26 protein-coding genes and 2 pseudogenes are annotated in these 25,371 nt (G+C 59.7%); 15 read left to right on the top strand and 13 right to left on the bottom strand.

The genetic code is table 11. The annotated features are described in order from the left end of the window. Window positions 1–7 precede the first annotated feature (7 nt). The gene (locus KDX39_RS18360) at window positions 8–166 is read left to right on the top strand and encodes a hypothetical protein (RefSeq protein ID WP_231661327.1); all 159 of its coding nucleotides are present in this window, start codon (window positions 8–10) and stop codon (window positions 164–166) included. A 116-nt stretch (window positions 167–282) separates the two neighbouring features. Here the strand turns inward: KDX39_RS18360 and KDX39_RS18365 are convergent, their stop codons facing one another. From KDX39_RS18365 to KDX39_RS18375, 3 genes are all read right to left on the bottom strand, one after another. Continuing rightward, a complete protein-coding gene (locus KDX39_RS18365) occupies window positions 283–2,757 on the bottom strand; it encodes a penicillin acylase family protein (RefSeq protein ID WP_231661328.1) in 2,475 nt (824 codons plus the stop codon). A 141-nt stretch (window positions 2,758–2,898) separates the two neighbouring features. Further along, entirely contained in the window at window positions 2,899–3,543 is a 645-nt protein-coding gene (locus KDX39_RS18370) for a glutathione binding-like protein (RefSeq protein ID WP_231661329.1), read from the bottom strand. Window positions 3,544–3,651: 108 nt separating this feature from the next. After that, window positions 3,652–3,852, bottom strand: a complete 201-nt coding sequence (locus KDX39_RS18375) for an SEC-C metal-binding domain-containing protein (protein ID WP_005764888.1) — start codon at window positions 3,850–3,852, stop codon at window positions 3,652–3,654. A gap of 161 nt (window positions 3,853–4,013) precedes the next feature. Here KDX39_RS18375 and KDX39_RS18380 point away from each other — a divergent pair, with 161 nt between their 5' ends. From KDX39_RS18380 to KDX39_RS18390, 3 genes are all read left to right on the top strand, one after another. Next, on the top strand, window positions 4,014–4,670 hold the full coding sequence (locus KDX39_RS18380; protein WP_099226092.1) for a LexA family protein: 657 nt from the start codon (window positions 4,014–4,016) through the stop codon (window positions 4,668–4,670). A gap of 128 nt (window positions 4,671–4,798) precedes the next feature. Beyond that, a complete protein-coding gene (locus KDX39_RS18385; RefSeq protein WP_099226091.1) occupies window positions 4,799–5,050 on the top strand; it encodes a DUF1654 domain-containing protein in 252 nt (83 codons plus the stop codon). A gap of 243 nt (window positions 5,051–5,293) precedes the next feature. Continuing rightward, window positions 5,294–5,623 (top strand): MFS transporter, encoded by a 330-nt coding sequence (locus KDX39_RS18390; protein WP_231661330.1) that lies wholly within the window; start codon window positions 5,294–5,296, stop codon window positions 5,621–5,623. 10 nt (window positions 5,624–5,633) lie between these two features. On the opposite strand, the gene KDX39_RS18395 is transcribed toward KDX39_RS18390, so the two are convergent. Beyond that, complete coding sequence (locus KDX39_RS18395; protein ID WP_231661331.1) at window positions 5,634–6,125, bottom strand: LEA type 2 family protein; 492 nt, start codon at window positions 6,123–6,125, stop codon at window positions 5,634–5,636. Window positions 6,126–6,238: 113 nt separating this feature from the next. On the opposite strand from KDX39_RS18395, the gene KDX39_RS18400 reads away from it, so the two are divergent. Together KDX39_RS18400 and KDX39_RS18405 are read left to right on the top strand one after the other, a co-directional pair. Next, window positions 6,239–6,841 carry a hypothetical protein gene (locus KDX39_RS18400; protein ID WP_231661332.1) on the top strand — a complete coding sequence of 201 codons (603 nt, stop codon included), beginning with the start codon at window positions 6,239–6,241 and terminating at the stop codon, window positions 6,839–6,841. A gap of 133 nt (window positions 6,842–6,974) precedes the next feature. Then, the gene (locus tag KDX39_RS18405; RefSeq protein WP_231661333.1) at window positions 6,975–9,413 is read left to right on the top strand and encodes a TonB-dependent receptor; all 2,439 of its coding nucleotides are present in this window, start codon (window positions 6,975–6,977) and stop codon (window positions 9,411–9,413) included. Between the two features lie 299 nt (window positions 9,414–9,712). On the opposite strand, the gene KDX39_RS18410 is transcribed toward KDX39_RS18405, so the two are convergent. Both KDX39_RS18410 and KDX39_RS18415 read right to left on the bottom strand, forming a co-directional pair. After that, window positions 9,713–10,186, bottom strand: coding sequence for a YchJ family protein (locus KDX39_RS18410; protein WP_004887814.1), 474 nt, complete (start codon window positions 10,184–10,186; stop codon window positions 9,713–9,715). A gap of 3 nt (window positions 10,187–10,189) precedes the next feature. Next, window positions 10,190–10,687 (bottom strand): DUF6231 family protein, encoded by a 498-nt coding sequence (locus KDX39_RS18415; RefSeq protein WP_231661334.1) that lies wholly within the window; start codon window positions 10,685–10,687, stop codon window positions 10,190–10,192. Window positions 10,688–10,941: 254 nt separating this feature from the next. Between KDX39_RS18415 and KDX39_RS18420 the strand changes: the two genes are divergently transcribed. Together KDX39_RS18420 and KDX39_RS18425 are read left to right on the top strand one after the other, a co-directional pair. After that, entirely contained in the window at window positions 10,942–11,217 is a 276-nt protein-coding gene (locus KDX39_RS18420) for a DUF1145 domain-containing protein (protein WP_099226473.1), read from the top strand. After that, window positions 11,210–11,968, top strand: a complete 759-nt coding sequence (locus tag KDX39_RS18425; protein ID WP_231661335.1) for a collagen-like protein — start codon at window positions 11,210–11,212, stop codon at window positions 11,966–11,968. The genes KDX39_RS18420 and KDX39_RS18425 overlap by 8 nt, the downstream gene beginning before the upstream one ends. Window positions 11,969–12,028: 60 nt before the next feature. Here KDX39_RS18425 and KDX39_RS18430 read toward each other — a convergent pair whose 3' ends face one another. From KDX39_RS18430 to KDX39_RS18440, 3 genes are all read right to left on the bottom strand, one after another. Further along, window positions 12,029–13,051: a purine-nucleoside phosphorylase gene (locus KDX39_RS18430; RefSeq protein WP_231661336.1), complete on the bottom strand. Its 1,023-nt coding sequence runs from the start codon at window positions 13,049–13,051 to the stop codon at window positions 12,029–12,031. A gap of 26 nt (window positions 13,052–13,077) precedes the next feature. After that, on the bottom strand, window positions 13,078–14,037 hold the full coding sequence (locus KDX39_RS18435) for a nucleoside-specific channel-forming protein Tsx (protein ID WP_442964558.1): 960 nt from the start codon (window positions 14,035–14,037) through the stop codon (window positions 13,078–13,080). Window positions 14,038–14,235: 198 nt separating this feature from the next. Next, window positions 14,236–14,700 (bottom strand): CopD family protein, encoded by a 465-nt coding sequence (locus KDX39_RS18440; protein ID WP_231661338.1) that lies wholly within the window; start codon window positions 14,698–14,700, stop codon window positions 14,236–14,238. Window positions 14,701–14,807: 107 nt separating this feature from the next. On the opposite strand from KDX39_RS18440, the gene dinG reads away from it, so the two are divergent. The 5 genes from dinG (at window position 14,808) to KDX39_RS18465 (ending at window position 20,907) form a co-directional block, all read left to right on the top strand. Next, window positions 14,808–16,952: an ATP-dependent DNA helicase DinG gene (gene dinG / locus KDX39_RS18445; RefSeq protein ID WP_231661339.1), complete on the top strand. Its 2,145-nt coding sequence runs from the start codon at window positions 14,808–14,810 to the stop codon at window positions 16,950–16,952. A 118-nt stretch (window positions 16,953–17,070) separates the two neighbouring features. Then, window positions 17,071–18,219: a serine hydrolase domain-containing protein gene (locus KDX39_RS18450; protein WP_231661340.1), complete on the top strand. Its 1,149-nt coding sequence runs from the start codon at window positions 17,071–17,073 to the stop codon at window positions 18,217–18,219. Between the two features lie 155 nt (window positions 18,220–18,374). Then, window positions 18,375–19,511, top strand: a complete 1,137-nt coding sequence (locus KDX39_RS18455) for an OmpA family protein (protein WP_231661341.1) — start codon at window positions 18,375–18,377, stop codon at window positions 19,509–19,511. 136 nt (window positions 19,512–19,647) lie between these two features. After that, window positions 19,648–20,295 (top strand): pyridoxamine 5'-phosphate oxidase, encoded by a 648-nt coding sequence (gene pdxH / locus KDX39_RS18460; protein WP_231661342.1) that lies wholly within the window; start codon window positions 19,648–19,650, stop codon window positions 20,293–20,295. A gap of 147 nt (window positions 20,296–20,442) precedes the next feature. Next, window positions 20,443–20,907 carry a glycine zipper 2TM domain-containing protein gene (locus tag KDX39_RS18465; protein WP_004887833.1) on the top strand — a complete coding sequence of 155 codons (465 nt, stop codon included), beginning with the start codon at window positions 20,443–20,445 and terminating at the stop codon, window positions 20,905–20,907. A gap of 71 nt (window positions 20,908–20,978) precedes the next feature. Here the strand turns inward: KDX39_RS18465 and nhaA are convergent, their stop codons facing one another. The 4 genes and pseudogenes from nhaA to KDX39_RS18485 form a co-directional block, all read right to left on the bottom strand. After that, complete coding sequence (gene nhaA / locus KDX39_RS18470; RefSeq protein WP_231661343.1) at window positions 20,979–22,163, bottom strand: Na+/H+ antiporter NhaA; 1,185 nt, start codon at window positions 22,161–22,163, stop codon at window positions 20,979–20,981. 276 nt (window positions 22,164–22,439) lie between these two features. Further along, window positions 22,440–24,053, bottom strand: coding sequence for an NAD(P)/FAD-dependent oxidoreductase (locus KDX39_RS18475; RefSeq protein ID WP_210074540.1), 1,614 nt, complete (start codon window positions 24,051–24,053; stop codon window positions 22,440–22,442). A 153-nt stretch (window positions 24,054–24,206) separates the two neighbouring features. After that, window positions 24,207–24,887 carry a COG3650 family protein gene (locus KDX39_RS18480; protein ID WP_231661344.1) on the bottom strand — a complete coding sequence of 227 codons (681 nt, stop codon included), beginning with the start codon at window positions 24,885–24,887 and terminating at the stop codon, window positions 24,207–24,209. A 50-nt stretch (window positions 24,888–24,937) separates the two neighbouring features. After that, window positions 24,938–25,075, bottom strand: a pseudogene (locus tag KDX39_RS18485) (short chain dehydrogenase); the annotation flags it as partial. Between KDX39_RS18485 and KDX39_RS26680 the strand changes: the two are divergent. Together KDX39_RS26680 and KDX39_RS18490 are read left to right on the top strand one after the other, a co-directional pair. After that, window positions 25,060–25,179, top strand: a pseudogene (locus tag KDX39_RS26680) (LysR family transcriptional regulator); the annotation flags it as partial. The pseudogenes KDX39_RS18485 and KDX39_RS26680 overlap by 16 nt on opposite strands. Then, window positions 25,168–25,329: a hypothetical protein gene (locus tag KDX39_RS18490; protein ID WP_442964557.1), complete on the top strand. Its 162-nt coding sequence runs from the start codon at window positions 25,168–25,170 to the stop codon at window positions 25,327–25,329. The pseudogene KDX39_RS26680 and the gene KDX39_RS18490, both read left to right, overlap by 12 nt. Window positions 25,330–25,371: the final 42 nt, after the last annotated feature.

The raw sequence follows: 25,371 nt of genomic DNA on the forward strand, positions 1-25,371 counted from the left end.
CAACCGTATGGATGGGCTTGTTAGCTATGAGCCGGTGCCGGGCGGGAAGTTCGTGGAGTTTTGGGACATGCGGGCCCTGATCGTTCCTCACGCAGCGCAGAATACCTGCGTGACCCGCTCCAATGGGAAGCAGAGCAGTGCCGGGCTGCATGCCCACGCAGAGTGACGGGAACGATCATCATCGTGCTCCTGCAAGAGGACTTGTATGGAACGATGAGCGCTGCGCGTGGGAGTGAATGCCGGGACGCTTCGCATCCCGGCCTGTGGTGGGTACTGAGTGCGTTACTTGCCTGGCGTCAGTGTCAGACGCTGTTTGCCGTAGCCCTTTTCGTAGTTCGACTGCTGCAATGGCATCGACATGTATTGCGCCTTGAGCCAGGGCTCGATGCTGTTGGCGTAGTACGGGCTGGCCGGGTTGCCGGACTGGCCGGTGCTGATCAGGCCAGTCATGGGTTCCACCAGACTGAAGTCCACGATCATGCGCAGGCCCGGAGCCATGCGCGCATCGAAGCCTTTGCCCCATTCATAGCCGGACGCGTTGATGGTCGTGTGGTCGCCGCCCGCCGCAACGGCGCTGCGGTTGTATTCGACGCCGCCCATCTGCTTGACCAGCGGACTGCTCGCGGTCCAGTTGTCGCGATGCAGTTTGCCCCATTGCCAAGCCTTGTGATCGCTGCCCAGCAGGCTGTCGCCGCTGGTAACGGCTGCGGCCAGACTTCGCGCCAGAATCGCAGGCTTGTCTTCTTTCTGCGGGGTTTTGACGTCGTCCCAATAAGGACTGTCGTCACGGCCCAGCAGGTGATCGGCCTGCGGCGAGTAAGAAGAGCCGGCATTGGCGACCAGTGCCTGCCACGCCGGACTGGTTTCAGGACCCAGCTCATCAAGGAAAATCTGTCTGGCGCTTTCCTGCAGGAACAACTCATACAACGCAGCGTCAGCCGAGGTGGCGCTCAGCTTGCCGTCGAACGCCATCAGGCGGGTATAGGCCTCGCGTGCCTTGTTACGCTCGGCCTCGGGCAGCGTGTCGATGGCCTGTTTCAATGGTTTGCTCATGCCCGGCGCTTCGAACATGGTCTTGAGTTTGGCGGCGAAAGTTGTGGTCTGGTCGTACTGCATGGCGACGGTGCTACGCAGATCCTGCTTGCCACTGTTGGCCAGTTCGGCAATCCGCTCGGCGCGCTCCGGGTTACCCCACGAGTTGGAGAGCTGCATGCCATAGCCTTTCGGAATCGTGCGCTGGTTGGCTGTCGCGATCCAGCCCTGACGAGGGTCCTGGTCGTACGGGTGCAGCATCGAATCGGCAAAACCGTCCCAGTCGTACTTGCCTTCCCAGCCCGGCGAAGGCAGCAGGCCCTGGCCTTCACGACGGTTCGGGAAGCGGCCCGTGACCTGCCAGCCGATGTTGGAGGCGTCGGCAAAGACCATGTTCAGGGTGATCGCCCGAATCTCGCGGCTGGTGTCGAACGCTTTTTCCACGTTGGGCGCACGTGACAGATCGAAGAAGGCGTCCAGCGTCTTGTCGTCCTTGAAACTCGGCGTTTGCAGCGCCAGGCTCAGGCCGTTGCCGGGGGGTGTGGCGCTGGCGTTGAGCAACGCGCCGTGACGGGTCGCGTAAACCGTTTCGCGAACCGCGCGGTTGCCTTTGACCAGAAAGGTCTCATCGTGGGCGATGGCGGGTACCCATTTGCCGTCGGCCATGTAGGACACACGATTGCCTTCGCGCTTGATCTTCTCCAGGAACAGGTCCTGGTTGTCGCCTTTGACATTGCTCATGCTCCAGGCCAGCTTGCCGTTGAAGCCACTGAGCACCAGCGGCAGGCCGGCGATGGAGACGCCGGACACCTGATATTTCGGCGCACGGATCTGCACGAAACTCCAGGCCGAGTTCAGACCGCCAGGAAACTGCATGTCGCTGGCCAACAGGCTTTTGCCACTGCGGCTGCGCTGCGGCGCGATGGCCCAGTTGCTCGAGGCGGCGACGCCCAGCATGTTCAGGTCGGAGAGTTGCAGCGCGACCTTGTTCAGGTCGCTCAGGTCATTGACCTGATTATTGAGGTTCAGGCCTTTGAGCTTGTCAGCCTCGGCGAACGGCAATTCTTCATCGGGGTAGGTGGGCAGCAGCCAGGCCAGTTTGTCAGCCCCGACTTTCTGTGCGAGCACCAGCCCTGACAGTTCTTCCTGAAGATTGACCGACTGGCTGAAGTTGAGCAGGGCGAAAATCAGCGCCGAGTCTTCAGGTTTCCAGTACTCAGGCTTGTAGCCCGAGTTGGCGACATCGGCAGGCAGCTTGTCGCGATAGCGGAACAGGTAGGCGTTCACGCCGCGTGCATAGACGTCGAAGAAGCGTTTGAGGCGTGGCGACGAGGCATTGTAAAGGTCGCTCGCGTTCTGCTTCAGATTGACCGAACGCATCAGGCGATCCACCTCCAGCGCATCGGGCCCTGCCATTTCCGACAGACGGCCCTGCGCCAACAGACGCATGCCGAGCATCTGGCTGATGCGATCTGCGGCATGTACATAGCCCAGCGTAAACAGCGCGTCGTGATAGGTGCTGCTTTCAATCAGCGGCATGCCCATGCTGTTGCGTCGTACCGACACGTTCTGCGCCAGGCCTTTGAGCGCGAAAGTCCCGGAGGCCGGGAGCAGGGTGTCGTTATCACCGCCGCCCAGTTGGCAACCCGCCAGGCTCAGGAAACTCACCGCAGCGGCGGCAGCGCCAAATCGAGGCAGAAAATGTAGAAAGGCTGGCGAGGCCATGGGCAAGCTCCTGGAGGGGATATGTACAAAAGCCGCTACGTTAGTGAGCCGTCAGTCGGCACGCAAGCAGGCAGGGCGAGTTATTTCAGGATTTTACAAAGAACGGCGTGCCAGCCTCGCCGGTAGCACGCTTGCAAGGCGTCAGGCTTTGGAAGGGTTGATCCGCTCGGCCAGCGCGTAAGCCCGTTTTGTGGCGTCACGAGTGGCGATGCTTTCAAACCAGCGCTTGAGATGCGGGAAGTCGTTCAGATCCTGCTGCTGGTAGGTGTGTGGCACGATCCACGGGTAGATCGCCATGTCCGCGATGCTGTAGTCGCTGCCTGCCACAAAGTCGCGATCAGCCAGGCGTTTGTTCAACACGCCATAAAGGCGGGCGGTTTCGTTGACGTAGCGCTCGATCGCGTAGGGGATCTTCTCTTTGGCGAAACGATTGAAGTGATGATTCTGCCCAGCCATCGGTCCCAGTCCTCCCATCTGCCAGAACAGCCATTGCGAGACTTCCTGGCGACCGCGCAGATCGCTCGGTATGAAGCGTCCGGTCTTTTCGGCCAGATACAACAGAATGGCGCCTGATTCGAACAGGCTCAGCGGTGCGCCACCGTCAGCCGGGTCGTGATCGACAATGGCCGGGATACGGTTGTTGGGGGAGATACTCAAGAAGTCGGGCTCGAACTGCTCGTTCTTGCCGATGTTTACCGGAAACACTTTATACGCCAGGCCGGACTCTTCCAGAAACAGGCTGATTTTGTGACCGTTGGGCGTGGTCCAGTAGTGCAGGTCGATCATTGAGTGCTCCTTGTGGGTGATCGTGATCCTTCGTTTTACGCTTCCCTTGGCGTGTCGTACATATGAAAACGGCCTGCAATGCAGGCCGTTGGCAGAAAAGCCGGCAGGTTACGCGCCGTGGCATTTCTTGAATTTCTTGTCGCTGCCACATGGGCAAGGGTCGTTGCGACCTACGTCCTTCAACGTATTACGCACAGGCTCCTGATGGGCGTGACCGCAGTTCGGGCCATGAACGTGGCCGTGCTGGTGGTCGTGATGATCATGATCGTGGTTGCAATCAGGACCATGAACATGGGCTTGCTGGTTCATCGGGTTTACTCCGCAATTAAATCGACGCGCATTATCCCGCAAATGGCCGCTGACTGTATTGCGGTGTTTTTTTCTGGAAATAGTTGTCTTTTTTAAGCATGCTTACATTCGCGGCGCCAGACGTTCGCTTTAATTTTCTCAAGCGTTGTGAGGCACAGCTTATGAACAGACATGAACGTATCGCCCGCGCCATCGGCTTGAGTGGCAAGAAGAAGGGTGAAATTGCTGCCGCATGTGGCGTGGCCAATTCAGCCGTCACGCAATGGGTGAGTGGCGAGAGCAAAAGCCTGCGCCCTGAGAATCTATATGCACTGGCCAAGGCCACGGGCTTTCGCGCCGAATGGCTTGCGATCGGCGAAGGGCCGGAGCGCGATTCGCCTCATGACGCCAACGTCGCGTTGATCGATCAGCCGAAAATGTCGTTCCGTTATCCGGTGATCAGTTGGGTCTCGGCGGGCTCGTGGGAAGAAGCCGTCGAGCCTTACCCGGAGGGCTTTTCCGACCGCTATGAGATTTCCGACTACGACTCCAAGGGACCGGCATTCTGGCTGGAGGTCAAAGGCGATTCCATGACCGCGCCGACAGGCGTCAGCGTACCTGAAGGAATGATGATTCTGGTGGACACCGAGGCCGATGTGCAGCCAGGCAAACTGGTCATTGCCAAACTGCCGGCCAGCAACGAGGCAACGTTCAAGAAACTGGTCGAAGACGGCGGCGTTCGCTATCTCAAACCCCTTAACCCTGCGTATCGAATGATCGAGTGCGGTGCCGACTGTCGCATAATCGGCGTGGCGGTACGGATGACCGGCAGGCTCTGAGCCTTGTCTGGCAAGGCCTGCGAGTCTTTTCTCGCCGACGCCGAGTCGATACTTTTCCTACATGCACCTTGCTGACTTCCTACGGCTGGAATACTGTATATAAATACAGTTTTGCCAAGGAGGTTGTCATGGCTAGCGATCTGTATTCAGCAACAAACGCGTCCTTTTCCTACGAGCAGATCGGACGACGCATCCAGCGCATGGTGGCGTCGCCAGATGTGCAGAAGGTCCAGTTCATCACGGTTACCCGTCTTGATGGGGAGCCTTCCGAGATCTGGGACACCGTGCTTCAGGAAATCGAAGAAACCGAAGGTATTCAGGTTGATCGTCGGGAAGACGGTTCGGTGTGGATTGGCTGGAAGCGGTATATCGATGGCTGAAATGGCGGTTACTCGGTGCCTGGACAGGGGTGAGTTGTCGATCACTCACAGGCTCGCAGGGTAATGGCGCCCTGAACGCTCTGCGTCCTCACCATGGCTCGCAAGCATTTTCCACCTGCGTTCTGTATCCAACGCTTTACGTTCAGCAAGCTTGACGATTTATTTAAGCATGCTTAATTTTTATCTCAATCCTGAAACTCGACAGTGCGTAAACCTCATCATCTTTTGTACGGAGTCAGGCTCATGGAGCTTTTGAGTGGCTTGGTAGACAGATTCGAATGGCTGGTGGCAGGTCTGGTCGGTGCCATCATTTCCGGCTGGTGGCATAAGGCAAGTCTCATCGACGTGCGCGGCTGGTTGGTGTTTTTGATCACGGGTGTCGCCTGCGCAGTGTTTCTGACCGGCATCGCCAGCAATTATCTGGGTGTGAACGAGCCTCGCAACATTACCGGTATAGGCTTCCTGCTGGGCTCTTTCGGGGGATCGCTGATCGCGGCCATCAACCGCGCGCTGCGGGCGGCAGACATCTGGAAATTTCTGATGGAACTGGTCAAGGGCAGGTTGGGAGGCTAGCGCTGAGGTATCAGCGCCTGTGGATCAATTCTTCAGGCGCTACATCACCCGAGCGGCCTATTCGAATGGTATTCCTGAACAGCAGTCCCGTCTTGAGCTTGCCTTCAAGCCGGTAGTGAATGCTCTCGTCGGGCTTTTTCAACAATTGGGCAAGGTATTTTGCATGCCGCCAGAGGTTGGTGCGGATGGGTACCACAAAGGTCCTGCGGCTGTGAGCATCGACGAAAAACCAGTCGTTGGACCTGTCGTCGACCAGCACCACGTCATTGAGACTGATCCTGTACTGAAGTGCCCGGACCAGAACACGCGAGTCGTTGGGGTTATCAATCTCGAAGTGCAGCTTGAAATCCTGTTGCGTAAGCCTGGCCTTGACGACCTGGACCCTCAGCAAATGCACTTCCGGGTCCTGAAAACTGTCAAAACTCCAGACCGAGCATCCCGTGAGCCCAAGCATGAGCAGCGCAAGGCTTAGCGTTCTTGTAATGTGCGCCTGAGAAAACATGAGATTGCTCCGTAAGAGGCCCGAGTTTAGCAATTTGACGGGCAGGGGTAACCTGCTTGTTCCGAGGTTCGGGCCTGCGCCATACTTTGTTCACGTGCTGACGGGTGTACCGAATGAGTCGTTATGAGATCGTCTTCGACGGCAGTTTGGTCGAAGGTGCCCAGCCTGAGAGGGTCAAAGCCAATCTGGGAAAGCTGTTCCAGGCAGACGAGTCGCGTCTGGAGTTATTGTTTTCGGGGCGACGATTGGTCCTCAAGAACAACCTTGATGAGCAAACCGCCGAAAAGTATCGCGCCACGCTGGAGCGCGCGGGGGCTGTCGCCAGGGTTGTCATGATGAAACCCCCGGTGCCGCAACCCGAGCAAGCCGCGCAGCCGGTGGAAGCGCTGCCCGCCGCTGAGGTGCAGGAGATGGAGGAAGTCGAGCTGGCCCGCCCGCCCGATGAGCCCACCTGGCTGCGCAAGACGCCAGTGCGTCCCGGTCGCCTGCAGATCAAGCCGCGCGACGCCTACATGGCCGCCTTCTCCGATGTTGATGCGCCGGACTATTCCGTAGCCGAGGCGGGCAGCGATATGCAGGATCCCAAACCCGAGCCGGTCGTCCCGCAACTGGACCTGTCCAGGCTCAGCGTGGCGCCAGTGGGCAGCGACATGGGGCAGGCCCCACGCGCCAGTACCCGCGCCGCGCCGGACACCTCGCACCTGAAACTGGACTGACGCAGCCGCGCTACTTCAGTCTTTTGTCATCTGGCCGATGCCCTGAAACGGAATTGTTTTCAATCAGCCCTGTCACTTTCGGCGTTTCGCCCGGCTAACAGGCATTGAGAATATTCCAGCCAGGAGTTGCCCGATGTCCCGTTCGTTAGACACCCTTTTGCGCCCCAGCATGTTGGCGATGGCCATTGCCCTCTGTACACCGTTGGCCAGCCCCTTGCTGATGGCGGCGCAACAGGCTGCCGGCGTTCAATCCTACGACCTGCCGTCCGCGCCTCTGGCGACGGCCTTGAACCAGATTGCCAGCCAGAGCGGTCTGGCGCTGAGCCTCGATCCTGCGCTGGCTGCCGGAAAATCCAGTGCGCCGGTCAAAGGCCAGTTCGACGCCGCCGGTGCCTTGCGTGAAGCGTTGCGCGGCAGCGGCCTGCAACTGGTGCAGAGCAGCGCGGGGACTTACACGCTGATGGCAATGGAAGAGGGCACACTGAACCTGTCGGACGTGACCATTAATGCCCGTGCCTCGGCTGCCGAAGGGTCTGAAGCCGCCGGTTATCGCAGCGAGAACGTCAGCAGCGTCGGTGCGTTGGGTGGCATGAAGCTTCAGGATGCGCCGTATTCCATCAGCGTGACGCCGCAGGCGTTGCTGAAGAACATTCAGGCGACGTCGCTGGACGACGTCATCAAGCACAACCCGTTCACCCAGATGTACTCCCCGACCAGCGCCGGTTATGCCAGCGCAGTCAACATCCGAGGTTTCAGCAGCGCGGGCAGTCTGAACATTGCCAACGACGGTCTGCGCTTCACCAACGGTGCCGACGGCAGCAACTACCTGGAAGAAATGGAGCAACTGGAAGTCATTACCGGCCTGACCGGTTTCCTTTATGGTCCTGCGTCACCAGGCGGTCTGGTCAACTACGTGATCAAGCGCCCGACCTACGATCGCTACAACAGCGTGACCCTGGGCAATGCCGGTGGCGACAACTACTATTTGCATGGTGACTTCGGCGGCCCGATCGACAGCGAAGGCCAGTTCGCCTATCGCCTCAACGTGTTGACTCAGGATGGCGAAACCGCCGTCGACCTGAACAAGCGTCGCCGCGAAATGATCTCGCTGGCGCTGGACTGGAATGTCTCCGACGACCTGCTGGTGCAGTTCGACGCCTCGCATAAAAAGACTCAGATTCGCGGCCTGACCAGCTACTGGTTTTTCGGCGACCAATCCCTGCGCCCGAGCGCCGCTTCGCTGGATAACGACAGGCTGTACAGCCAGAAATGGTCGTTTTCGGATTATGAATCGGACAAGGCAGGCGTGCGGGCCAAGTGGCGTCTGAATGACACCTTTACCCTGCGCGCCGCTTTCGCTGCTCAGGAGTACACCAGCGAAAACACCTACACAGGCCCTACGGTCTACAGCGCCGGGCTTTACTCGCAGCCGCTCTACGCCTTCGCGCCTATCGACACCGAAGAAAAGACCGGCTCGCTGTTTCTCGACGCGGCGTTTGATACCGGTTTCCTCGAGCACAAGGTCACGATGGGCTATCAGGGCAACACGTCCCGCCAGAAACAGTATGAAGACCACATTCCTTACACACCTGCTCAGCCCGGCCCGCAGTACACCTCGCCGGTGGGAACCATCCCGTTCGACCAGACCCCGCAGGTCGGCAAGCCGGCTTATTCCATCGGGCATGGCAATCAGCGGCTGGCCAACAGCACCGAAAGTAATAACTTCCTGATCGGTGACGTCATCACGTTCAACGAACAGTGGTCGACGATCCTCGGCGTGACCCACACCCAGATCAAGACTTATGCCAACGAGTTCGTTTACGCCAGAGCCTTTGGCTCGGCGGAGACCGAAACGAAGTACAACGAAAGCAAGACCTCGCCCAACATCTCGCTGGTTTACAAGCCAGTGCCGTGGCTGACCACCTACGCAACGTACATCGAAGGGCTGCAGTCGGGCGGCATCGCGCCGAGCGGCACCGCCAACGCGGGTCAGGCGTTTGCGCCGGAAGTCAGTGAACAGTACGAAATCGGTGCCAAGGCGACACTGGGCGAAACGCTGTTCACCCTGGCCTTGTTCAACATCGAAAAGCCCAATGGCTACACCACAGGCTCGAACATCTACGTGGTGGACGGGCGACAGGAAAACAACGGCCTGGAGTTCAGCGTGACCGGCAAGGTCATCCCCGAACTGACGCTGGTGGGCGGCTTCACGCTTCTGGATCCGAAGATCAAGAAAACCGGTGTCGCGGCGGATGAAGGCAATGCGCCGACCAACGTCGCCAAGCAACTGGCCAAGGTCTACGCCGAGTACGACATCAATCAGGTGCCGGGCCTGGCGGTGACCGGTGGCGCGTTCTACACCGGCAAGCAGTACACCGACCAAAGCAACGAAAACGACCTGCCGTCGTTCACCACCTTCGACGCGGGCGCCCGCTACCGGATGCGCGTTTCGGAAAATGACCTGACCCTGCGGGTTAACGTCAGCAACCTGGCCAACAAGGAATACTGGCTGAACAGCAGCTACCTGGGCGATCCACGAACCGTGGCGTTCTCGGCGCAGCTGGAGTTTTGAGGGGGCTCGGGTGAGCCTGTGTCCTGAGAGGTCTGCGATCAGGACCATGTGTGCAAGCCCGTTTCCCCGCTTTGGGCTCATCGTTGTATGCAAGTCTGGACGATGCGAAAAACAGGGCCAAGACCAAAGTGTCTGACTGAATGCATACCCCGTGGGAGGAGGCTTGCCGGCGATGGCGTCAGTTCAGCCACTTATGTGTTGCTTCGGAAAAAGCATCGCCGGCAAGCCGCCCCCCACAAGATCGCACTTTCTTCAGTAAATATCGTTTTGGCCCCGTCTCGTGCTCCTGTCGGGCTCAACTAGCCGACATACGCCGAACAGCACTTCTTGAACTTCTGCTCGCTGCCGCAAGGACAGGCATCGTTGCGTCCGGCCTTGAGCGGTACGGTGGAGTCGATGAAATACCAGCGGCCCTGATTCTGCACGAACGATGAGCGTTCCTTGTGGCTGTGTTCGCCATTGCCGTCATGCCAGCGTGCGGTAAAGGTCACGAAGGCGTGTTCGGGTTTGCCGCCGAACACCTCGGCACTTTCCACTTCAAGACCCAGCCAGGTGCTTTGCGCACTCCATTGAGCAATCGCTTCGCGGTCCAGCCCGCTTTGCTGCGCAGGCAGTGTGGTCTGAACCAGATAATCGGTCAGCCCCAGCACATAGGCGCTGTAGCGCGAACGCATCAGCTTTTCCGCGCACGGCGCAGGCTGCCCCGCGTGGTAATGCCCGCAGCAGGCCAGCAACAGATCGCCGCTACCACAGGGGCAAATGGCACTACTCATGATTCACCACCAATACTTTCCAAAATTTTCAGGGTTGGCCCAGTACTTCGCGTTCAGCCAGTCCGGCACCTGCTTGTACTCGCGCAGGTCGTAGGTAAACAGGTTCAGGACCTGCTCATCGCGGGTGAAGCGTTCGCTGGCTTGCAGGGCCAGCGAGAAGAAGTCAGTTTCCTGCCAGCCACAGGCTTTCAGATCCGCCAGCACAGCGATGCGGCTGGCGTTAAGGTTGCGGATGCCGCCCAGCAATTCCAGCCCGCTGCGCTTGGGCATGTGCTCCAGGCAATCGACTACCAGCGCCAGATCAAATCGCTGCGCAGCCAGATGCGGGGGCAGAAGGCCGGGCTCGGCCAGCGACACTTCGGTCTGCGGGTGCGCGTCCTGAAAGGCCTGCAAGGCAGGAAATGCCTGCGCGCCGATCAACAGCAGACGCGCTGGCGCGTAGCGGTCGAGTAATGCGGCCAGCGCCTGCTGGGGCGTGCGGGTGGAAAAACCGACGGTCATCGAAAATCCTCTGATTGACTGACAAGACTAGCCTGCCCGGAGGGTGCTGGAAAGCGCCGTTCCTGCCCTATGAAGGGCCGCGTGTGCGACAAACGTGTGATGATTTGAAACAGGTTTCAGGCTATATGTGTCAGGACCGCATGTTTTTTCACGCGCCGCTGGCATATTCAGCGGGCAGGACGTCTACTGTGCGGCGACGAAAAGCGTGCGAAGAATTCGCTTTCGTCATCAGGATCATGATCAAGGGGCATGCGATGAAGTTGTTCTGGGGGTTGGGAAAGCTGTTGATGCTGGGCTTCTGGCTGGTGGTGCTGGCCAATGCGCTGGTCGAAGCGCCCAGCCCGTTCGGTGTGATGATCGATATGGCAGGCAGTCTGGTGCTGCTCACTCATTTGCTGGAGCTGATCCTGTTCAACGGCAGCCTGCGCGGTCGAAAGCACCCTTGGCGTGACAGGGGCAAAATCATTCTGTTCGGCATCTTTCATGTCCAATCCATCGGCCGTCCGGCTTCGGGGCACACCCATGCGTAATCTTGTTCTACTGGCTGCACTGTTCAGCCCGCTGGCCATGGCCCAGGCCATTATCGTTGCACCGCATTCCCTGATGCGTCTGCCCGGCAACAGCAGCGTGCTGCAGGTCGAGCGTCTGGAAGTGTCCGACTACGGCACTCTGCTGATCCCGGCTGGCATCGATGACGTCAGGATCGGCCAGTTGGTGCTCGGTCACGAAGCGCGCATCGCCATCGTTCCAGGCGTACAAACCTTCAAACTGGTGGTGGATCGGGGGGAGTTCGGCGACGGCAGCCAGATCACGGCGCGCGGTGCGCCGGGCACGTTCGAAAAACCTGCTCTGCCGGGTCGTAACCTGGCCTTGCGAGTGAACAGCATCAGTGCCGAGCAACTGTCGATCGATGCCCGCGGCGGTGCCGGTGGTCCGGGCTATTTCGGGCTCGACGGCGGTACGGGCGAAGAGCCGGGCTGCACGTGGGGCCAGGCCGGACGCGGTCATAACGGCGACAATGGCGGCAATGGCCACGACGGAGCAGCAGGCGCACAGGTTCGTCTCGAGTTGCCGTACAGCTTTGCGGCCGAGCGGATCAAGGTCAATGTCGAAGGCGGAGCACCGGGCAAAGGCGGTGAGGGCGGCAAGGCGGGCAAAGGTGGTGCGTCAAAAGGCTGCATCGTTTATCGCGCCGATGGCGGCAAGGCAGGCAGACCGGGCGAGCCCGGCCAGCCAGGTGCCGCGGGACCGGCCGGTGCGCTGATCCTGCAACGCTTGTAAGCCATTCTCTGCAGGCCACGGATCGGCTTCTGACAATCCGTGGCCTGCCATGAAGACCGCTTACTGCGGTACGCCGTTTTCCCAGCTTTTCCAGTCTTTGACGATCGCCTGAACCAACGGATTGCCGGTGCGATACAGGTTTTCCAGCGCCGGCACGAACGCGCCTTGATCCGCGTACTTCAAAAGATTGTCCACTTCGCTGTAGCCCGGATAAGGACGATCGAAGTCAGAGCCTGCGCGGACCACGGCAAGGCGATTGACGTCGACTTTGCCGGCCTTGCTCGCCCTGAGCAGCGCTTCGTAAGTGGAGTTGTCTTCCTGCTGGGCTGTGCAATACACGCCCTTGTTGTCGGTCAGCAGGCGCGTCCAGACCTCCGCACGCTCGCTCAAACGTGTCCCCGAAAACCACGTGTTGCCCGCCAGCGTGTCACATTGTGTGACCTGCGGCGGCTGGTTGGCAGGCGCGTAAGGATATTTCACCCGCCACGCAGCGGACTCCTTGCTTTCACTGAGCGCGACTTTCTGCGACAGCGCAAAGGCCTTGGCCTGCAGCTTGGGGTTGAGTTCGAATACTTCTGTCTTGTAATCCAGCGGCGGCTTTTCGTTCGGCCCTTTGGTGTTGATGCCCAGATAGCCGGTCGGCCAGTCCTTGGGTACATCACGTGAATCGATTTCCCACTGGGTGCCGAACTCCACCAGATAATGAGCCCACGCTGTGGTGCCGAGCGTGCCATGGTGCGGGTTGATGCCAGCAATGCCTGCGACGATGAAGTAGGTCTTGCGCAGGTCAAACTGGGGTGAAAGGGCAAGGGCAAGGGTGGAGGCGGCAGCATTGGTCTGACCCATGCCGGTAACCAGCAGGCAGGTGTCCTGATCGTTGCAGCGGATGGTCGGGTACTCGGCGGCAAGGCCAGGCACCTTGATCTCTTTGGTCAGGTGCAGGCGGTCGATCCAGTTTTGCGCCTCGGGGGCGAACATGGCGATCAGCATCACCTTGGGCGTGACCGGCGTGGTGGACGCCCAGATGCCCGGGCTGAGCAGGGCAAGCGAGGCGCAGAGGGCGTTACGAGTGATGCTTTTCATGAAAACTCCTGTAGTCAAAGTCATGGTCAGAACTGGTAACCAACGCCGGCGTAGTAACCCCAGCCGTCCGAGCGGGCGCGGAAGTTGCCTTCACCGAAATTCAGCTCGCTGCCGTCCTGCCAGTTGCCGCCGTTATGAAAGTAGCGACCGACGAGCGTGAAGCGCAGGTGAGTAAAGGCATACAGCAGGACGTTCGTGGCGACTGTCGAGTTGGCGGTCCGCGCCGGATCGTTCTTGAGGTCCGAGCCGAAGTCGAAATTGGTGAAGCCGATGTAGGTCAGCGATGCGCCGTTGTCGAATTTGGTGATCGGCACAATGTATTTGAGCTGCGCGCGGTAGCCGTCCCACGAGTATTCGTTGCTGGCGCCGTAGTTCTCCCACTGGTAGCGGCCATAGAAATTGGCCGACAGATTGACCCGCGACTTTGTATCGATGTCGGCGCCAATACCGCTGTAAAGGGTGTTGGCGCGGTTGGCCGAATTGCTGCCGTGGTCGTAGATCCAGTCGAAGGCGACGTACCACTCCTTGAACGGCCCCACGGCCAGGCTGCGTCCTGCCAGATAATCAATGGAGATGCGCGGCTCGTGCTCCATGAACACCGGCGAGCCATGGTCCCAGACGCCCTTGTCGTTGCGGTTGCCGATGTCGAGGATCTTCGGCACGTCGATATAGCCGTACAGCTCGAAGGGGCCTTTGCGGCCGAAGTACTCATATTCCAGATAAACGTCGTCGACCGGTTGCGGGCCGAAGCTGATGTCCTTGCTGCCGATCAGCGTAAGGTCCTGATTGAACCAGTCGGACAGATAGGCGCCTTTGCCTTCCTTGGGTGATGCCGGCGGGCTGAGGGTCTCGCCCTGCGCAGAGTCTTCGGCTGCGGCAGGTTGTGCCTGCGCCATCGCGCAAGGCAGTGCGAGCGAGGCTGTGAACAGAAGGGGGATCAGAAATCCGGGTGACGCGGCGGACTGCGTGGAGGACTGCATCGGTATTGAAACTCCTTTTAATGGCACGTATTACGATCCGCAAACGTTTGCACAGGACGTGCCAAAGGAATTCAACCGGTTGAAAGTCAAGGAAATTCAGGAAATAAAGTGACTGATCGGGCAGGATTCTGCCCGCCTGCTGTGCGCGGTGACAGTCAGAATGCCCCGTGATGTTTCGTTTCGCACGGTCAGGCGTTCGGACGATCAGAAACCTGGACGTGCTGCCGCAATCACCACGACCGCCAGCCCGATGAGCAGGTTGATGCCGACCAGTCGTCGGATTCTGCCCAGCGCTGCCACGCCTTCCGACCACTGCTCGGCTTCCACTGCACGTTGCAGTTGCGGCAACTGCAACGAATGGATACGAAGAAACAGCGCCACCATGACCACGTACAGCCCCATCATGATCTGCACATAACGGGGCGCGGTTTCGAAGCTGGTGAAGTTCAGCTGGATCATCCCGATACCCGTGATCGGCAGCACGATGACGGCCGCCCAGACCCAGACGAAGAACCTTGGAAACACCTGGACCCACACTTTCAAGCGAGACGGTCCTTCCAGTGCTGCAATGACGGCTGGGCGCAATATCATCCATGCGAAAAACATCCCGCCAACCCAGACCAGAGCAGCCAGCAGATGCAGCGTATAGACAGTGGAAGATGTGGTCATCGGGTACTCCGTTCTGCGCGGATGGATTTAGCGCGCTATGATAGCGCCCACTCAGAACCACTGAAAATTTATCCAGCCTTTTTTGCCGTGCCCCCGAACCGAAGCCAATGATCAGTACCGAACTCAAATCCCAGATCCAGGGCGCCTACTCGCGTTTCCTCGAAGCCAAGAGCCTCAAGCCACGTTATGGCCAGCGATTGATGATCGCCGAAGTCGCCAAGGTACTGGGGGACATCGATACCGATGAAGAAGGGCGGCGCTCGGGCGATCCAGCCGTGGTCGCCGTGGAAGCGGGCACCGGTACGGGCAAGACCGTGGCCTACGCCATCGCGTCGATCCCTACGGCCAAGGCCGCTGGTAAACGTCTGGTGATTGCCACGGCAACCGTCGCGTTGCAGGAGCAGATCGTCTACAAGGACCTGCCCGACCTGATGCGCAACAGCGGCCTGAATTTTACCTTCGCGCTGGCCAAGGGGCGTGGCCGTTACATGTGCCTGTCCAAGCTCGACATGCTGCTGCAGGAAAGCGATGCCACCAACGCGACCGCGCAACTGTTCGAGGAAGAAGGCTTCAAGATCGAAGTCGACGAAGCCAGCCAGAAGCTGTTCACCAGCATGCTGCAGAAGCTGGCGGGCAACAAATGGGACGGCGACCGCGACAGCTGGCCTCAGGAGCTGGATGACAAGGACTGGGCGCGCCTCACCACCGATCATAGTCAGTGCACCAACCGCCATTGCCCCAACTTTCAACAGTGCGCTTTCTATAAGGCGCGTGAGGGCATGGGCAAGGTCGATGTGATTGTCACCAACCACGATATGGTGCTGGCTGACCTCGCCCTGGGCGGCGGTGCCGTGTTGCCCGATCCGCGTGACACGCTGTACGTGTTCGACGAAGGCCACCATCTGCCGGACAAGGCTATCGGCCATTTCGCGCATTACACCCGCCTGCGCTCCACCGCCGACTGGCTGGAACAGACCGCCAAGAACCTGGCCAAGCTGCTGGCCCAGCATCCGTTGCCGGGCGACCTGGGCAAGCTGATCGAGCAGGTGCCGGAACTGGCCCGCGAGATCAAGGGCCACCAGCAGTTCATGTTCGGCGCCTGCGGGCAACTGGCCGATTTCCGCGCCGGTGAAGACATGCAGGGCCGCGAGCGTCCGCGTCATCGCTTCGTGGGTGGCGTCATTCCCGAGCACATCCGCGAGATGGGCATCGAGCTCAAGAAAGGCTTTGCCCGCCTGGACGACCTCTTTACCCGCCTGACCGATCTGCTCAAGGAAGGTATGGACGGTGAGGTCAACATCGGCATCGCCAGCCATCAGGCCGAAGAATGGTATCCGCTGTTCGGCAGCCTACTGGCCCGTGCCCACGGCAACTGGGAGTTGTGGACGGCGTTTACCGCCGAAGATCCGGAAGACAGCCCACCCATGGCCCGCTGGCTGACGCTGGCCGACAGCGGGGCGCTGTTTGACATCGAGGTCAACGCCAGTCCGATCCTGGCGGCCGAGATGTTGCGCCGCAACCTGTGGAACATCGCCTACGGTGCGCTCGTGACGTCGGCCACACTGACTGCGCTGGGCAAATTCGATCGTTACCGCATGCGTGCCGGCCTGCCGAAAGGTGCAGTCACGGCGGTTGTACCGAGCCCGTTCCACCATGCCGATGCCGGCGTGCTGCGGGTGCCGGACCTCAAGGCCGACCCGCGTGATGCGGTCGCCCATACCGCAGCCATCATCCGTGACTTGCCGGGTCTGGTCGAAGGCTCGCGCGGCACGCTGGTGCTGTTCTCTTCGCGCAAACAGATGCAGGACGTGTTCGATGGGCTGGATCGGGACTGGCGCAAGCAAGTGTTCATCCAGGGCAATCTGTCGAAGCAGGAAACCCTGAACAAGCACAAGGCGCGGGTCGACAGTGGCGAATCCAGCGTGCTGTTCGGGCTGGCCAGCTTTGCCGAGGGTGTGGATTTGCCCGGTGCGTATTGTGAGCACGTGGTGATCGCCAAGATCCCGTTCGCGGTGCCGGATGATCCCGTCGAAGCTGCGCTGGCCGAATGGATCGAGGCACGTGGCGGCAACCCGTTCATGGAGATTGCCGTGCCGGATGCGTCACTGCGTCTGGTCCAGGCCTGCGGACGTCTGCTGCGCACCGAAGAAGACCGCGGCACCATCACGCTGCTGGATCGCCGGGTGGTGACTCAGCGTTACGGCAAAGCAATCCTCAACGCACTGCCGCCGTTCCACCGGGAAATCTCCTGAATCAAGGCTGAACGGCGTCTGGCAGCAGTTCCCAAAACGGCCAATCGCTGGAACAATGTGCGCCCATTCGGTTGGCCGTATTCAGGGCCTTCACAGCGACATTCAGGAGTCAGCGGTTTTGCAGATCCAGGGTCATTTCGAACTTGAATTCGAAGCAGTGCGTGAAGCCTTTGCGACGCTTTTTGACGATCCTCAGGAGCGCGGCGCTGCGCTGTGCATTCAGGTTGGCGGTCAGACGGTCGTCGACCTTTGGGCGGGTACCGCTGACAAGGGCGGTGCCGAAGCCTGGCACACCGATACCATCGCCAATCTGTTCTCCTGCACCAAGACCTTTGCCAGCGTTGCCATTCTGCAACTGGTCGAAGAGGGCAAGCTGCAACTGGACGACCCCGTGGCCCGGATCTGGCCCGAGTTTGCCGCTGCAGGCAAGGCTTCGATTACCTTGCGTCAGTTACTGTGTCATCAAGCGGCACTGCCGGCCATCCGTGCGCAACTGCCCGTAGAAGCGCTTTACCAATGGGACACCATGACCGCTGCTCTGGCGGCCGAAGAGCCCTGGTGGGCTCCGGGCCAGGGCCATGGCTACGCCGCCATTACGTACGGCTGGCTGATTGGCGAGATGCTGCGTCGCGCCGATGGCCGTGGTCCGGGCGAGTCCATCGTTGCGCGGGTTGCACGTCCCCTGGGGCTGGATTTTCATGTGGGGTTGGCCGATGACCAGTTCCATCGCGTGGCGCACATCGCGCGAGGCAAAGGCAATGTCGGCGATGATGCGGCCCAGCGTGTCCTGCATGCGACAATGCGTGAGCCTGCCTCGATCACGGCAAAGGCTTTTACCAATCCGCCATCGATCCTGACCAGCACCAACAAGCCGGAATGGCGTCGCATGCAGCAACCTGCTGCCAATGGCCATGGCAATGCCCGCAGTCTGGCGGGCTTCTATAACGGTCTGCTGGACGGAAGCCTGCTGGAAGCCGAGTTGCTTAACGAGCTGACGCGTGAACACAGCCTCGGCCAGGACAAGACCCTGTTGACTCCGACCCGATTCGGTCTGGGTTGCATGCTGGACCAGCCGACCGTGGCCAACGCCACCTTCGCACTGGGCCCGAAAGCATTCGGTCATCCGGGCGCTGGCGGTTCGGTAGGCTTTGCAGACCCTGATTACGAGGTGGCGTTTGGCTTCGTTACCAACACGCTAGGCCCTTACATCCTCATGGATCCCCGTGCACAAAAACTGGTCAGGGCGTTACGTGAGTGTTTGCAGTAAGTTTCGTCTATAAGTGTTTGTTTCATACCGACTGTCAGTTAAACGGGGTATAACGGGGCCGTATGACGGTTTCTCTTTCCACCTGTAACTTCATGCGTGTTATACGGACGTAACAACGTTCCTTCTGTCTGATCAAAAACTGTTGTGGGTCATCCATGTCGTCTAATAAAAGCCTCGTTCTTGCTCTGTGCATTGCCGTCACCGGCTGTGCTCAAACTCCTCAATCCGATTCTGCTGCAACTGACGGCCATTGGTGGCAGTTCGGTTCGGGCGCAGCCGCAGACGATGTCTCCGCAAAAGCTCCGGCGCCGAGCCCTGCAGCGCCGGTCGCCAAGGCTGCTGAAAAGCCAGCCCCGGCTGCCGATGCGCAGAGTACCAGCCCTTGGTACTGGCCGTTCGGCTCGGACGACAAGGCGGCAAAGCCTGACGCAGTTGCCAGCAAGCCTGCGGATAAGCCTGCTGCCCCTGCTCTGGTTGCCAAGTCTGAAACCGACACCAAATGGTGGTGGCCTTTCCCAAGCGCCGACGCTAAAAAAGATGAGCCCAAAGCCGCTCCGATGCCTGATCCGAAAGTGACCAAGGCCTGGCTGGACGAGTACGAGCCTCGCGTCCGTGCGGCCATCAAGGACACTCCGTTCGAACTTGAGCGTCGCGAAGACCTGCTGGCAATCACTGCGCCGGTAGACAGCTCGTTCAACCCGGATCGTCCGGCCATGCTATTGCCGATCACACTGGGTCCTATCACCCGTCTGGCCAAGGCTGTTGAAGGCGACAAGAAAACAGCCGTGCTGATTCTGGGTCACGCTGACACGTCGGGTCCTACCGAAGCCAATCAGAAAATCAGTCAGGAGCGTGCACAGTCGGTCGCGGCGATCTTCCGCCTCAGCGGTCTCGAGCGTCAGCGCCTGAGCCAGCGAGGCATGGGTGCCGTGATGCCGCGTGCGGCCAACGACAGCGCACAAGGTCGTGCACTGAACCGTCGCGTCGAAATCCTGATGACGCCACAGGACACCATGGTGGCCCTCATGAGCCGCTATGCGCTGCCTCCGGTTGCTCCGACCATGGTCGCGACTCAGGACGTCAAGCCTGTCGTGCCTGCCCCAGCCCCGGCCAAGAAAGCAGCTGTGGCGAAGAAAGACACGGCCAAGAAAGCTGCACCGGCCAAAGCGAAAGCCAGCACAGCCAAAAAAGCCGCTCCGGCCAAGTCCACCGCAGCGGCCAAAAAGCCTGCCGCGAAGACTCCTGCCAAAGACGCAGCAGCCAAGAAGACCGACGCCCAGGCGAGCAACTGATCCCGGGTAACTCTCCTGACCGTTCCCACGTTCGCGTGGGAACGCTTCTACAGACGCCTCGCGTCTGATCTGACTCAGGGCATTCGCTCACTGTTCAGTCGTCAGATAATCCAGCCCCGACAACAGGAATCACACCATGACCCAGACTCTGGCTGACATGCGCCGTGACTACACCCGCGACGGTCTGACCGAAGCGCAGTCATCGGATGAGCCGTTTGCGTTGTTTCATCAATGGTTCGCCGAAGCGGTGAAAACCGAGCAGCCTCCGGTTGAAGCCAATGCCATGACCCTGGCGACGGTTGACGAGGAGGGGCGTCCGCATTGCCGCGTACTGCTGCTCAAGGGGCTGGACACTCAAGGCTTCACATTTTTCACCAACTACGACAGTGCCAAGGGCCAGCAACTCGCTGCGCGTCCTTTCGCTGCAATGACCTTTTTCTGGCCGACGCTGGAGCGTCAGGTGCGTATCGAAGGGCGTGTGGTAAAGGTCACCGTGCAGGAATCGGATGCCTATTATCAGGTCCGGCCGCTGGGCAGCCGTCTCGGCGCATGGGCCTCGCCGCAAAGCCGGGTGATCGCCGACCGTGAAGAGCTTGAAGGTCTGATCAAACAGACTGAACAGCGATTTCTCGACACCGCGCCTCATTGTCCCGAGCACTGGGGCGGCTATCGTCTTCTGCCGGAGCGGATCGAGTTCTGGCAGGGGCGTTCGAGTCGCCTTCACGACCGTTTGAACTATCGTTTGGAAGATGGGGAATGGACACGTGAGCGTCTGGCGCCCTGATTGAATTATTTGCCGCTCGGGTCGTCTGAGCGTTACATGGGATGTCGCTGTATGGCACCTGAATGAATATAAATTGCGGAACCTGGGTCGTGACAGCGTCGAAGTCGGATAGTCTAATGGCCACTGGTTCCTCTGGAGATACCTTTTATGCGCAAGTCTGCTCTTCTGGTTGCTTCGTTCACTGCCATGGCGCTGACGATGGGCGGCTGTACTTCGAACCTCACCGGTGACTCCTATTCCCGTGACGAGGCTCGTACCGTACAGAACGTTCGTCTGGGTACCGTTGAATCCTTGCGTCCAGTGAAAATCGAAGGCACCAAGACCCCCATCGGCGCAGGTGCCGGTGCGATCGTTGGTGGTGTAGGCGGCAGCGCAATCGGTGGCGGTCGCGGCAGCGTCGTCGCAGCAGTGATCGGTGCCGTGGCCGGAGGCCTGCTCGGCTCCGCTACCGAAGAAGGTCTGACGCGCACTCAGGGCGTCGAAATCACCGTTCGTGAAGACGATGGCAGCATGCGTGCCTATGTGCAGCAGGTCGAGGAAAACGAGATTTTCCGGGTCGGCGAGCGTGTTCGCATCATGACCGTCAACGGCACGAGCCGCGTGACACACTGATCCGCGACACGAATCAACCGAAACCCCGAGCCGAAATGCTCGGGGTTTTTCGTTTCAGGCGCACTCTCTTTTCAGCGCTTCGGCGTCGTCTTGCAGGCCATGACCATCACGCCGTATCCAATGATGGCCGACAGTATCGAACCGGTCAGAATGCCCATGCGATCCTCTCCCGCATACCCGCTGACGCCTGGCTCGAACGCCAGTGAGCCAACGAACAGGCTCATGGTGAAACCGATACCGCACAGGATCGAAACTCCCAGCACGTGGCCCCAGTTGGCGTCCTTTGGCAGCGACGCCAGGCGCGTCCTGACCGCCAGCCAGGTCAGCCCGAACACTCCCGCTGTTTTGCCCAGCAAAAGGCCTGTAGCGATGCCCAGCGGGACCGAATGGGTAAAGCTGTCCATGGTCACGCCGGCCAGCGAAACACCAGCATTGGCGAACGCAAACAGAGGGAGGATGCCGTAAGCGACCCATGGATGCAGGCCGTGTTCCAAGGTCAGCAAGGGAGAGGCCTTGGCGCTCGTGCGCAAGGGAATGCAGAACGCCAGCATCACGCCTGCGAGCGTTGCGTGAATACCGCTTTTCAGAACGCAGACCCACAGCACCAGACCGATAAGCAAATAAGGCGCAAGCCTGCTCACGCCGGACCGGTTCATTGCGATCAGCGCAATGATCGATACGCCCGCCAGTATCAGCGATACCTGTGAAAGCTCACCGGAGTAGACCAGCGCGATGACGATGATTGCGCCCAGGTCATCAATGATCGCCAGCGTCATCAGAAACAGCTTCAGCGAGACCGGCACGCGTTTGCCGAGCAACGCGAGTACGCCCAGAGCAAACGCGATATCGGTTGCCATGGGAATGGCCCAGCCGTGCAGGGCTTCGGCATTGCCTGTATTCAATGCGACATAGATCAGTGCCGGAACCACCATGCCGCCGATGGCCGCCGCACCAGGCAGCACGATCTGAGAAGGTTTGGACAGATGGCCTTCCAGCACTTCACGTTTGACCTCAAGGCCGATGACCAGAAAAAACAGCGCCATCAGCCCGTCGTTGATCCACAGTAAAAGAGGCTTGGCGATTTGCAGGGCGCCTATCCGGGCCTCGACCGGTGTCTCCAGAAAAGCGTTATACAGCCAGGAAAGAGGCGAGTTATTAATAACGAGGGCAAGGGCAGCAGCCGCAATCAACAGCAGGCCTCCCGCTGCTTCGAGCTGAAAAAAGCGCGTAATGGTATTTCGCATGGGCGCGACCATTCTCCGTCTACGGTAAAAAGGGTCGACACCCTAACCCGTTGATTGCAGAGTTAAAACAAAATTTATATTCGTTTTTGTTATAGATTCGACAGTTTCTTGCACAATAAAAATAGGGCTTAAATTGTGCTGCTAGTTAAGTCGTGAATGTGGAGTTAATTGCGTAGGAAGTTTCTGAGAATTGATATTTTAAATGTTAATTGTAACTTTATAAGTTATTGAGATTGGCAGTGCACGGACGCTTGCGTGGCAAGACGCCCGTGATCAGGCAGCGGCAGATCAGCTGTCGATTCCCAGCATGTCTCGTACCAGCGCTTCGGCTATGCGGATGCCGTCCACGCCAGCGGACAGAATGCCGCCGGCATAACCTGCGCCTTCGCCGGCCGGGTACAGCCCTTTTGTATTGAGGCTTTGCATGTTTGGGCCACGCGTGATGCGCAGCGGTGCCGATGTGCGGGTCTCGATGCCGGTCAGGACCGCATCGTGCAACGAAAAGCCTTTGATCTGTTTGTCGAAGGCGGGCAGGGCTTCACGAATGGCTTCAATGGCAAAGGCGGGCAGCGCGTCGGCGAGATCGACCAGCTTCACCCCCGGTTTGTACGAAGGTTCGACGCTGCCCAGCGCGGTGGACGCCTTGCCCGCGATGAAGTCGCCGACCAGCTGCGCAGGTGCTTCGTAGGTGCTGCCGCCCAGCAGATAAGCGTGAGACTCCAGACGCTCCTGCAATTCGATACCGGCCAGCGGGCTGCCCGGGAAGTCCTGTTCGGGCGTGATGCCGACCACGATGCCTGAGTTGGCATTGCGCTCGTTGCGCGAATACTGGCTCATGCCGTTGGTCACCACACGATTGGGCTCGGATGTCGCCGCGACCACTGTCCCGCCAGGGCACATGCAGAAGCTGTACACCGAGCGGCCGTTAGTGGCGTGATGCACCAGCTTGTAGTCGGCAGCCCCCAGTTTCGGGTGACCGGCGTATTTGCCCAACCGGGCACGGTCGATCAGCGATTGAGGATGCTCGATACGGAAACCCACCGAAAACGGCTTGGCCTCCATGAAAACGCCGCGGCCGTGCAGCATGCGGAACGTGTCGCGGGCGCTGTGGCCCAGCGCGAGAATCACGTGACGCGACGCGATCTGCTCACCGCCTTCAAGGACCACGCCATTCAACTGGCCATCGTCGATCATCAGATCAGTGACGCGCTGCTGGAAGCGTACTTCGCCGCCCAGTTCTTCGATCTGATGACGCATGTTTTCAACCACCCCGGTCAGGCGGAAGGTGCCGATGTGTGGCTTGCTGACGTAGAGAATTTCTTCCGGCGCGCCAGCCTTCACAAACTCGTGCAGCACCTTGCGGCCATGGAAGTACGGGTCCTTGATCTGGCTGTAGAGCTTGCCGTCGGAGAACGTGCCTGCGCCACCTTCGCCAAACTGGACATTGGACTCAGGGTTCAGAACGTTTTTGCGCCACAGGCCCCAGGTATCCTTGGTGCGCTGACGCACCTCCTTGCCGCGCTCGAGAATGATCGGCTTGAAGCCCATCTGCGCCAGCAACAGGCCTGCGAAAATCCCGCAAGGGCCGAAGCCGACTACTATCGGCCGTTCGCTCAGGCCTTCCGGCGCATGGCCGACCACCTTGTAACTGATGTCGGGCGCCGGGCCGACGTGGCGGTCGTTGGCCAGTTTGCGCAGCAGCCCGTCTTCGTCACTGACCTGAAAGTCTATGGTGTAGATGAAGCACAGTTCGGAGGACTTCTTGCGCGCATCGTAGCTGCGCTTGAAGAGGGTGAAGTCCAGCAGTTCGCTGCTGTCGATGCCCAGGCGCTGCAGCAGAGCAGGGCGCAGGTCTTCGTCCGGATGATCGATCGGCAGTTTGAGTTCGGTGATTCGTAACATTAAGGGGTCCAGTTTTCGGGCCGCAGGTTCAGCCCGACAGCACTACAAGAACCGGCGATTATAAGCGCTGAACCCCGTTGGCGGCGAGTCGAGGTGCGCAGTCCTGGCGACGACGGGTGCCATCGGTCGCCAAAACCTCGTCCCAGGGATGGATCAGTCGTCCCGCGAGCCGCCGTAGTAGCCGCAGCCGCGTTGGGCCTGACCGTTGAGGCGCAGCTCGGCGGTGAGGTGTTGCACCGAACCGTTGACGCTGTCCACGCAACGCTGTGGCGCGACCCAGAGTTCGATGCGCTGGTTGTTGGCTTCGCTGCTGACACTGAAGCTGCCATCCGGCAGTTGTTCTTCAAGGTAAGGCACGGCAAGCGGCGGCTGGCCCTCGCGCTCAAGGACCATGCCCTTGCCGCTGACGTTGACGTTCCACGCCGGCTTGTTGCCATTGACGTGCAAGGTCAGGCGCTTGAAGTTCAGGTCGTCGCAGGACTGGCCGGGCCGTTCCACACGATAGACCTGGTGCAGGTCCAGTTGACCGTCACTGTTGGCTGCCTTGCTGGCGGCGAACGAGCCGCGCAGGTCCGCAAAGACGCGTCCCTTGCTGTCGGCCAGACTCGCGGCCTCCTGCAGAAGGCCGGTGTTATTGCGGTCCTTGACCACGTAGCGACGCTGCTCGTTGCACGGCTTGAACATCAACTGCCCGTTCTCGCCAGTCAGGTCGCCCTGCATGCGGATCATGCCGGCCGTCGATACTTTTGGTGTGTCGGTACTGATGCCCAGCATCTGGCAACCGGCAAACAACGGCAGAAGGGCGAATACAAGGACGGAACGAGCAGCGAACATTGGGCGGGTCTCCAGACAAGTGCCGCCACGTTACGCAGACTGCTGCCGCATCACAAGACCTGATACGTCTGTCCGGTGTGCAGGCCTTCTACGCTTTTGGCATTGGCCATTGCGGCATCGGCGGCGGGAACAGGTTTGAAGCCTCTGAAGTAAGCGCCTTACTTGCCCATGGATTCGAGCAGCACTGAGTAACAGCGTGCGCGATTTGCGGCGCGACGGCTTCGATCTGGCGGTTCGCTTAAAGGTAGCCAGTGATGAACGGCTGGTGGCCAGGCCGTTATTGACCATTCAGGTTGCACTGGCTGCTCAAGGATTACCGGGCGGCAACGACGCCGATGTTTTCTGGTTCACCCTTCGAGAGCGAAGTGCCAGGGCGAGTGCGGGTGATTATCTGGTGGGCTGGTTCGAGCGCAGCGGCTCGCCGCTGGAGCGTTTGGCGTGAGGGTGAGAGAGGGAAAGCATGCCCACGCAGGTGCGTGGGCAT

Source organism: Pseudomonas sp. CDFA 610 (genome assembly GCF_021147865.1).
Taxonomy (GTDB): Bacteria; Pseudomonadota; Gammaproteobacteria; order Pseudomonadales; family Pseudomonadaceae; genus Aquipseudomonas; species Aquipseudomonas alliivorans.

Excerpts from the sequence above, each read along its gene's own strand:
- KDX39_RS18455 (WP_231661341.1), top strand. The coding sequence starts at position 18,375 with ATGTCGTCTAATAAAAGCCTCGTTCTTGCTCTGTGCATTGCCGTCACC.
- KDX39_RS18475 (WP_210074540.1), bottom strand. The coding sequence starts at position 24,053 with ATGTTACGAATCACCGAACTCAAACTGCCGATCGATCATCCGGACGAA.
- pdxH (WP_231661342.1), top strand. The coding sequence starts at position 19,648 with ATGACCCAGACTCTGGCTGACATGCGCCGTGACTACACCCGCGACGGT.
- dinG (WP_231661339.1), top strand. The coding sequence starts at position 14,808 with ATGATCAGTACCGAACTCAAATCCCAGATCCAGGGCGCCTACTCGCGT.
- KDX39_RS18380 (WP_099226092.1), top strand. The coding sequence starts at position 4,014 with ATGAACAGACATGAACGTATCGCCCGCGCCATCGGCTTGAGTGGCAAG.
- nhaA (WP_231661343.1), bottom strand. The coding sequence starts at position 22,163 with ATGGTCGCGCCCATGCGAAATACCATTACGCGCTTTTTTCAGCTCGAA.
- KDX39_RS18395 (WP_231661331.1), bottom strand. The coding sequence starts at position 6,125 with ATGTTTTCTCAGGCGCACATTACAAGAACGCTAAGCCTTGCGCTGCTC.
- KDX39_RS18390 (WP_231661330.1), top strand. The coding sequence starts at position 5,294 with ATGGAGCTTTTGAGTGGCTTGGTAGACAGATTCGAATGGCTGGTGGCA.
- KDX39_RS18405 (WP_231661333.1), top strand. The coding sequence starts at position 6,975 with ATGTCCCGTTCGTTAGACACCCTTTTGCGCCCCAGCATGTTGGCGATG.
- KDX39_RS18370 (WP_231661329.1), bottom strand. The coding sequence starts at position 3,543 with ATGATCGACCTGCACTACTGGACCACGCCCAACGGTCACAAAATCAGC.
- KDX39_RS18400 (WP_231661332.1), top strand. The coding sequence starts at position 6,239 with ATGAGTCGTTATGAGATCGTCTTCGACGGCAGTTTGGTCGAAGGTGCC.
- KDX39_RS18415 (WP_231661334.1), bottom strand. The coding sequence starts at position 10,687 with ATGACCGTCGGTTTTTCCACCCGCACGCCCCAGCAGGCGCTGGCCGCA.
- KDX39_RS18480 (WP_231661344.1), bottom strand. The coding sequence starts at position 24,887 with ATGTTCGCTGCTCGTTCCGTCCTTGTATTCGCCCTTCTGCCGTTGTTT.
- KDX39_RS18375 (WP_005764888.1), bottom strand. The coding sequence starts at position 3,852 with ATGAACCAGCAAGCCCATGTTCATGGTCCTGATTGCAACCACGATCAT.
- KDX39_RS18420 (WP_099226473.1), top strand. The coding sequence starts at position 10,942 with ATGAAGTTGTTCTGGGGGTTGGGAAAGCTGTTGATGCTGGGCTTCTGG.
- KDX39_RS18440 (WP_231661338.1), bottom strand. The coding sequence starts at position 14,700 with ATGACCACATCTTCCACTGTCTATACGCTGCATCTGCTGGCTGCTCTG.
- KDX39_RS18385 (WP_099226091.1), top strand. The coding sequence starts at position 4,799 with ATGGCTAGCGATCTGTATTCAGCAACAAACGCGTCCTTTTCCTACGAG.
- KDX39_RS18365 (WP_231661328.1), bottom strand. The coding sequence starts at position 2,757 with ATGGCCTCGCCAGCCTTTCTACATTTTCTGCCTCGATTTGGCGCTGCC.
- KDX39_RS18465 (WP_004887833.1), top strand. The coding sequence starts at position 20,443 with ATGCGCAAGTCTGCTCTTCTGGTTGCTTCGTTCACTGCCATGGCGCTG.
- KDX39_RS18360 (WP_231661327.1), top strand. The coding sequence starts at position 8 with ATGGATGGGCTTGTTAGCTATGAGCCGGTGCCGGGCGGGAAGTTCGTG.
- KDX39_RS18410 (WP_004887814.1), bottom strand. The coding sequence starts at position 10,186 with ATGAGTAGTGCCATTTGCCCCTGTGGTAGCGGCGATCTGTTGCTGGCC.
- KDX39_RS18425 (WP_231661335.1), top strand. The coding sequence starts at position 11,210 with ATGCGTAATCTTGTTCTACTGGCTGCACTGTTCAGCCCGCTGGCCATG.
- KDX39_RS18430 (WP_231661336.1), bottom strand. The coding sequence starts at position 13,051 with ATGAAAAGCATCACTCGTAACGCCCTCTGCGCCTCGCTTGCCCTGCTC.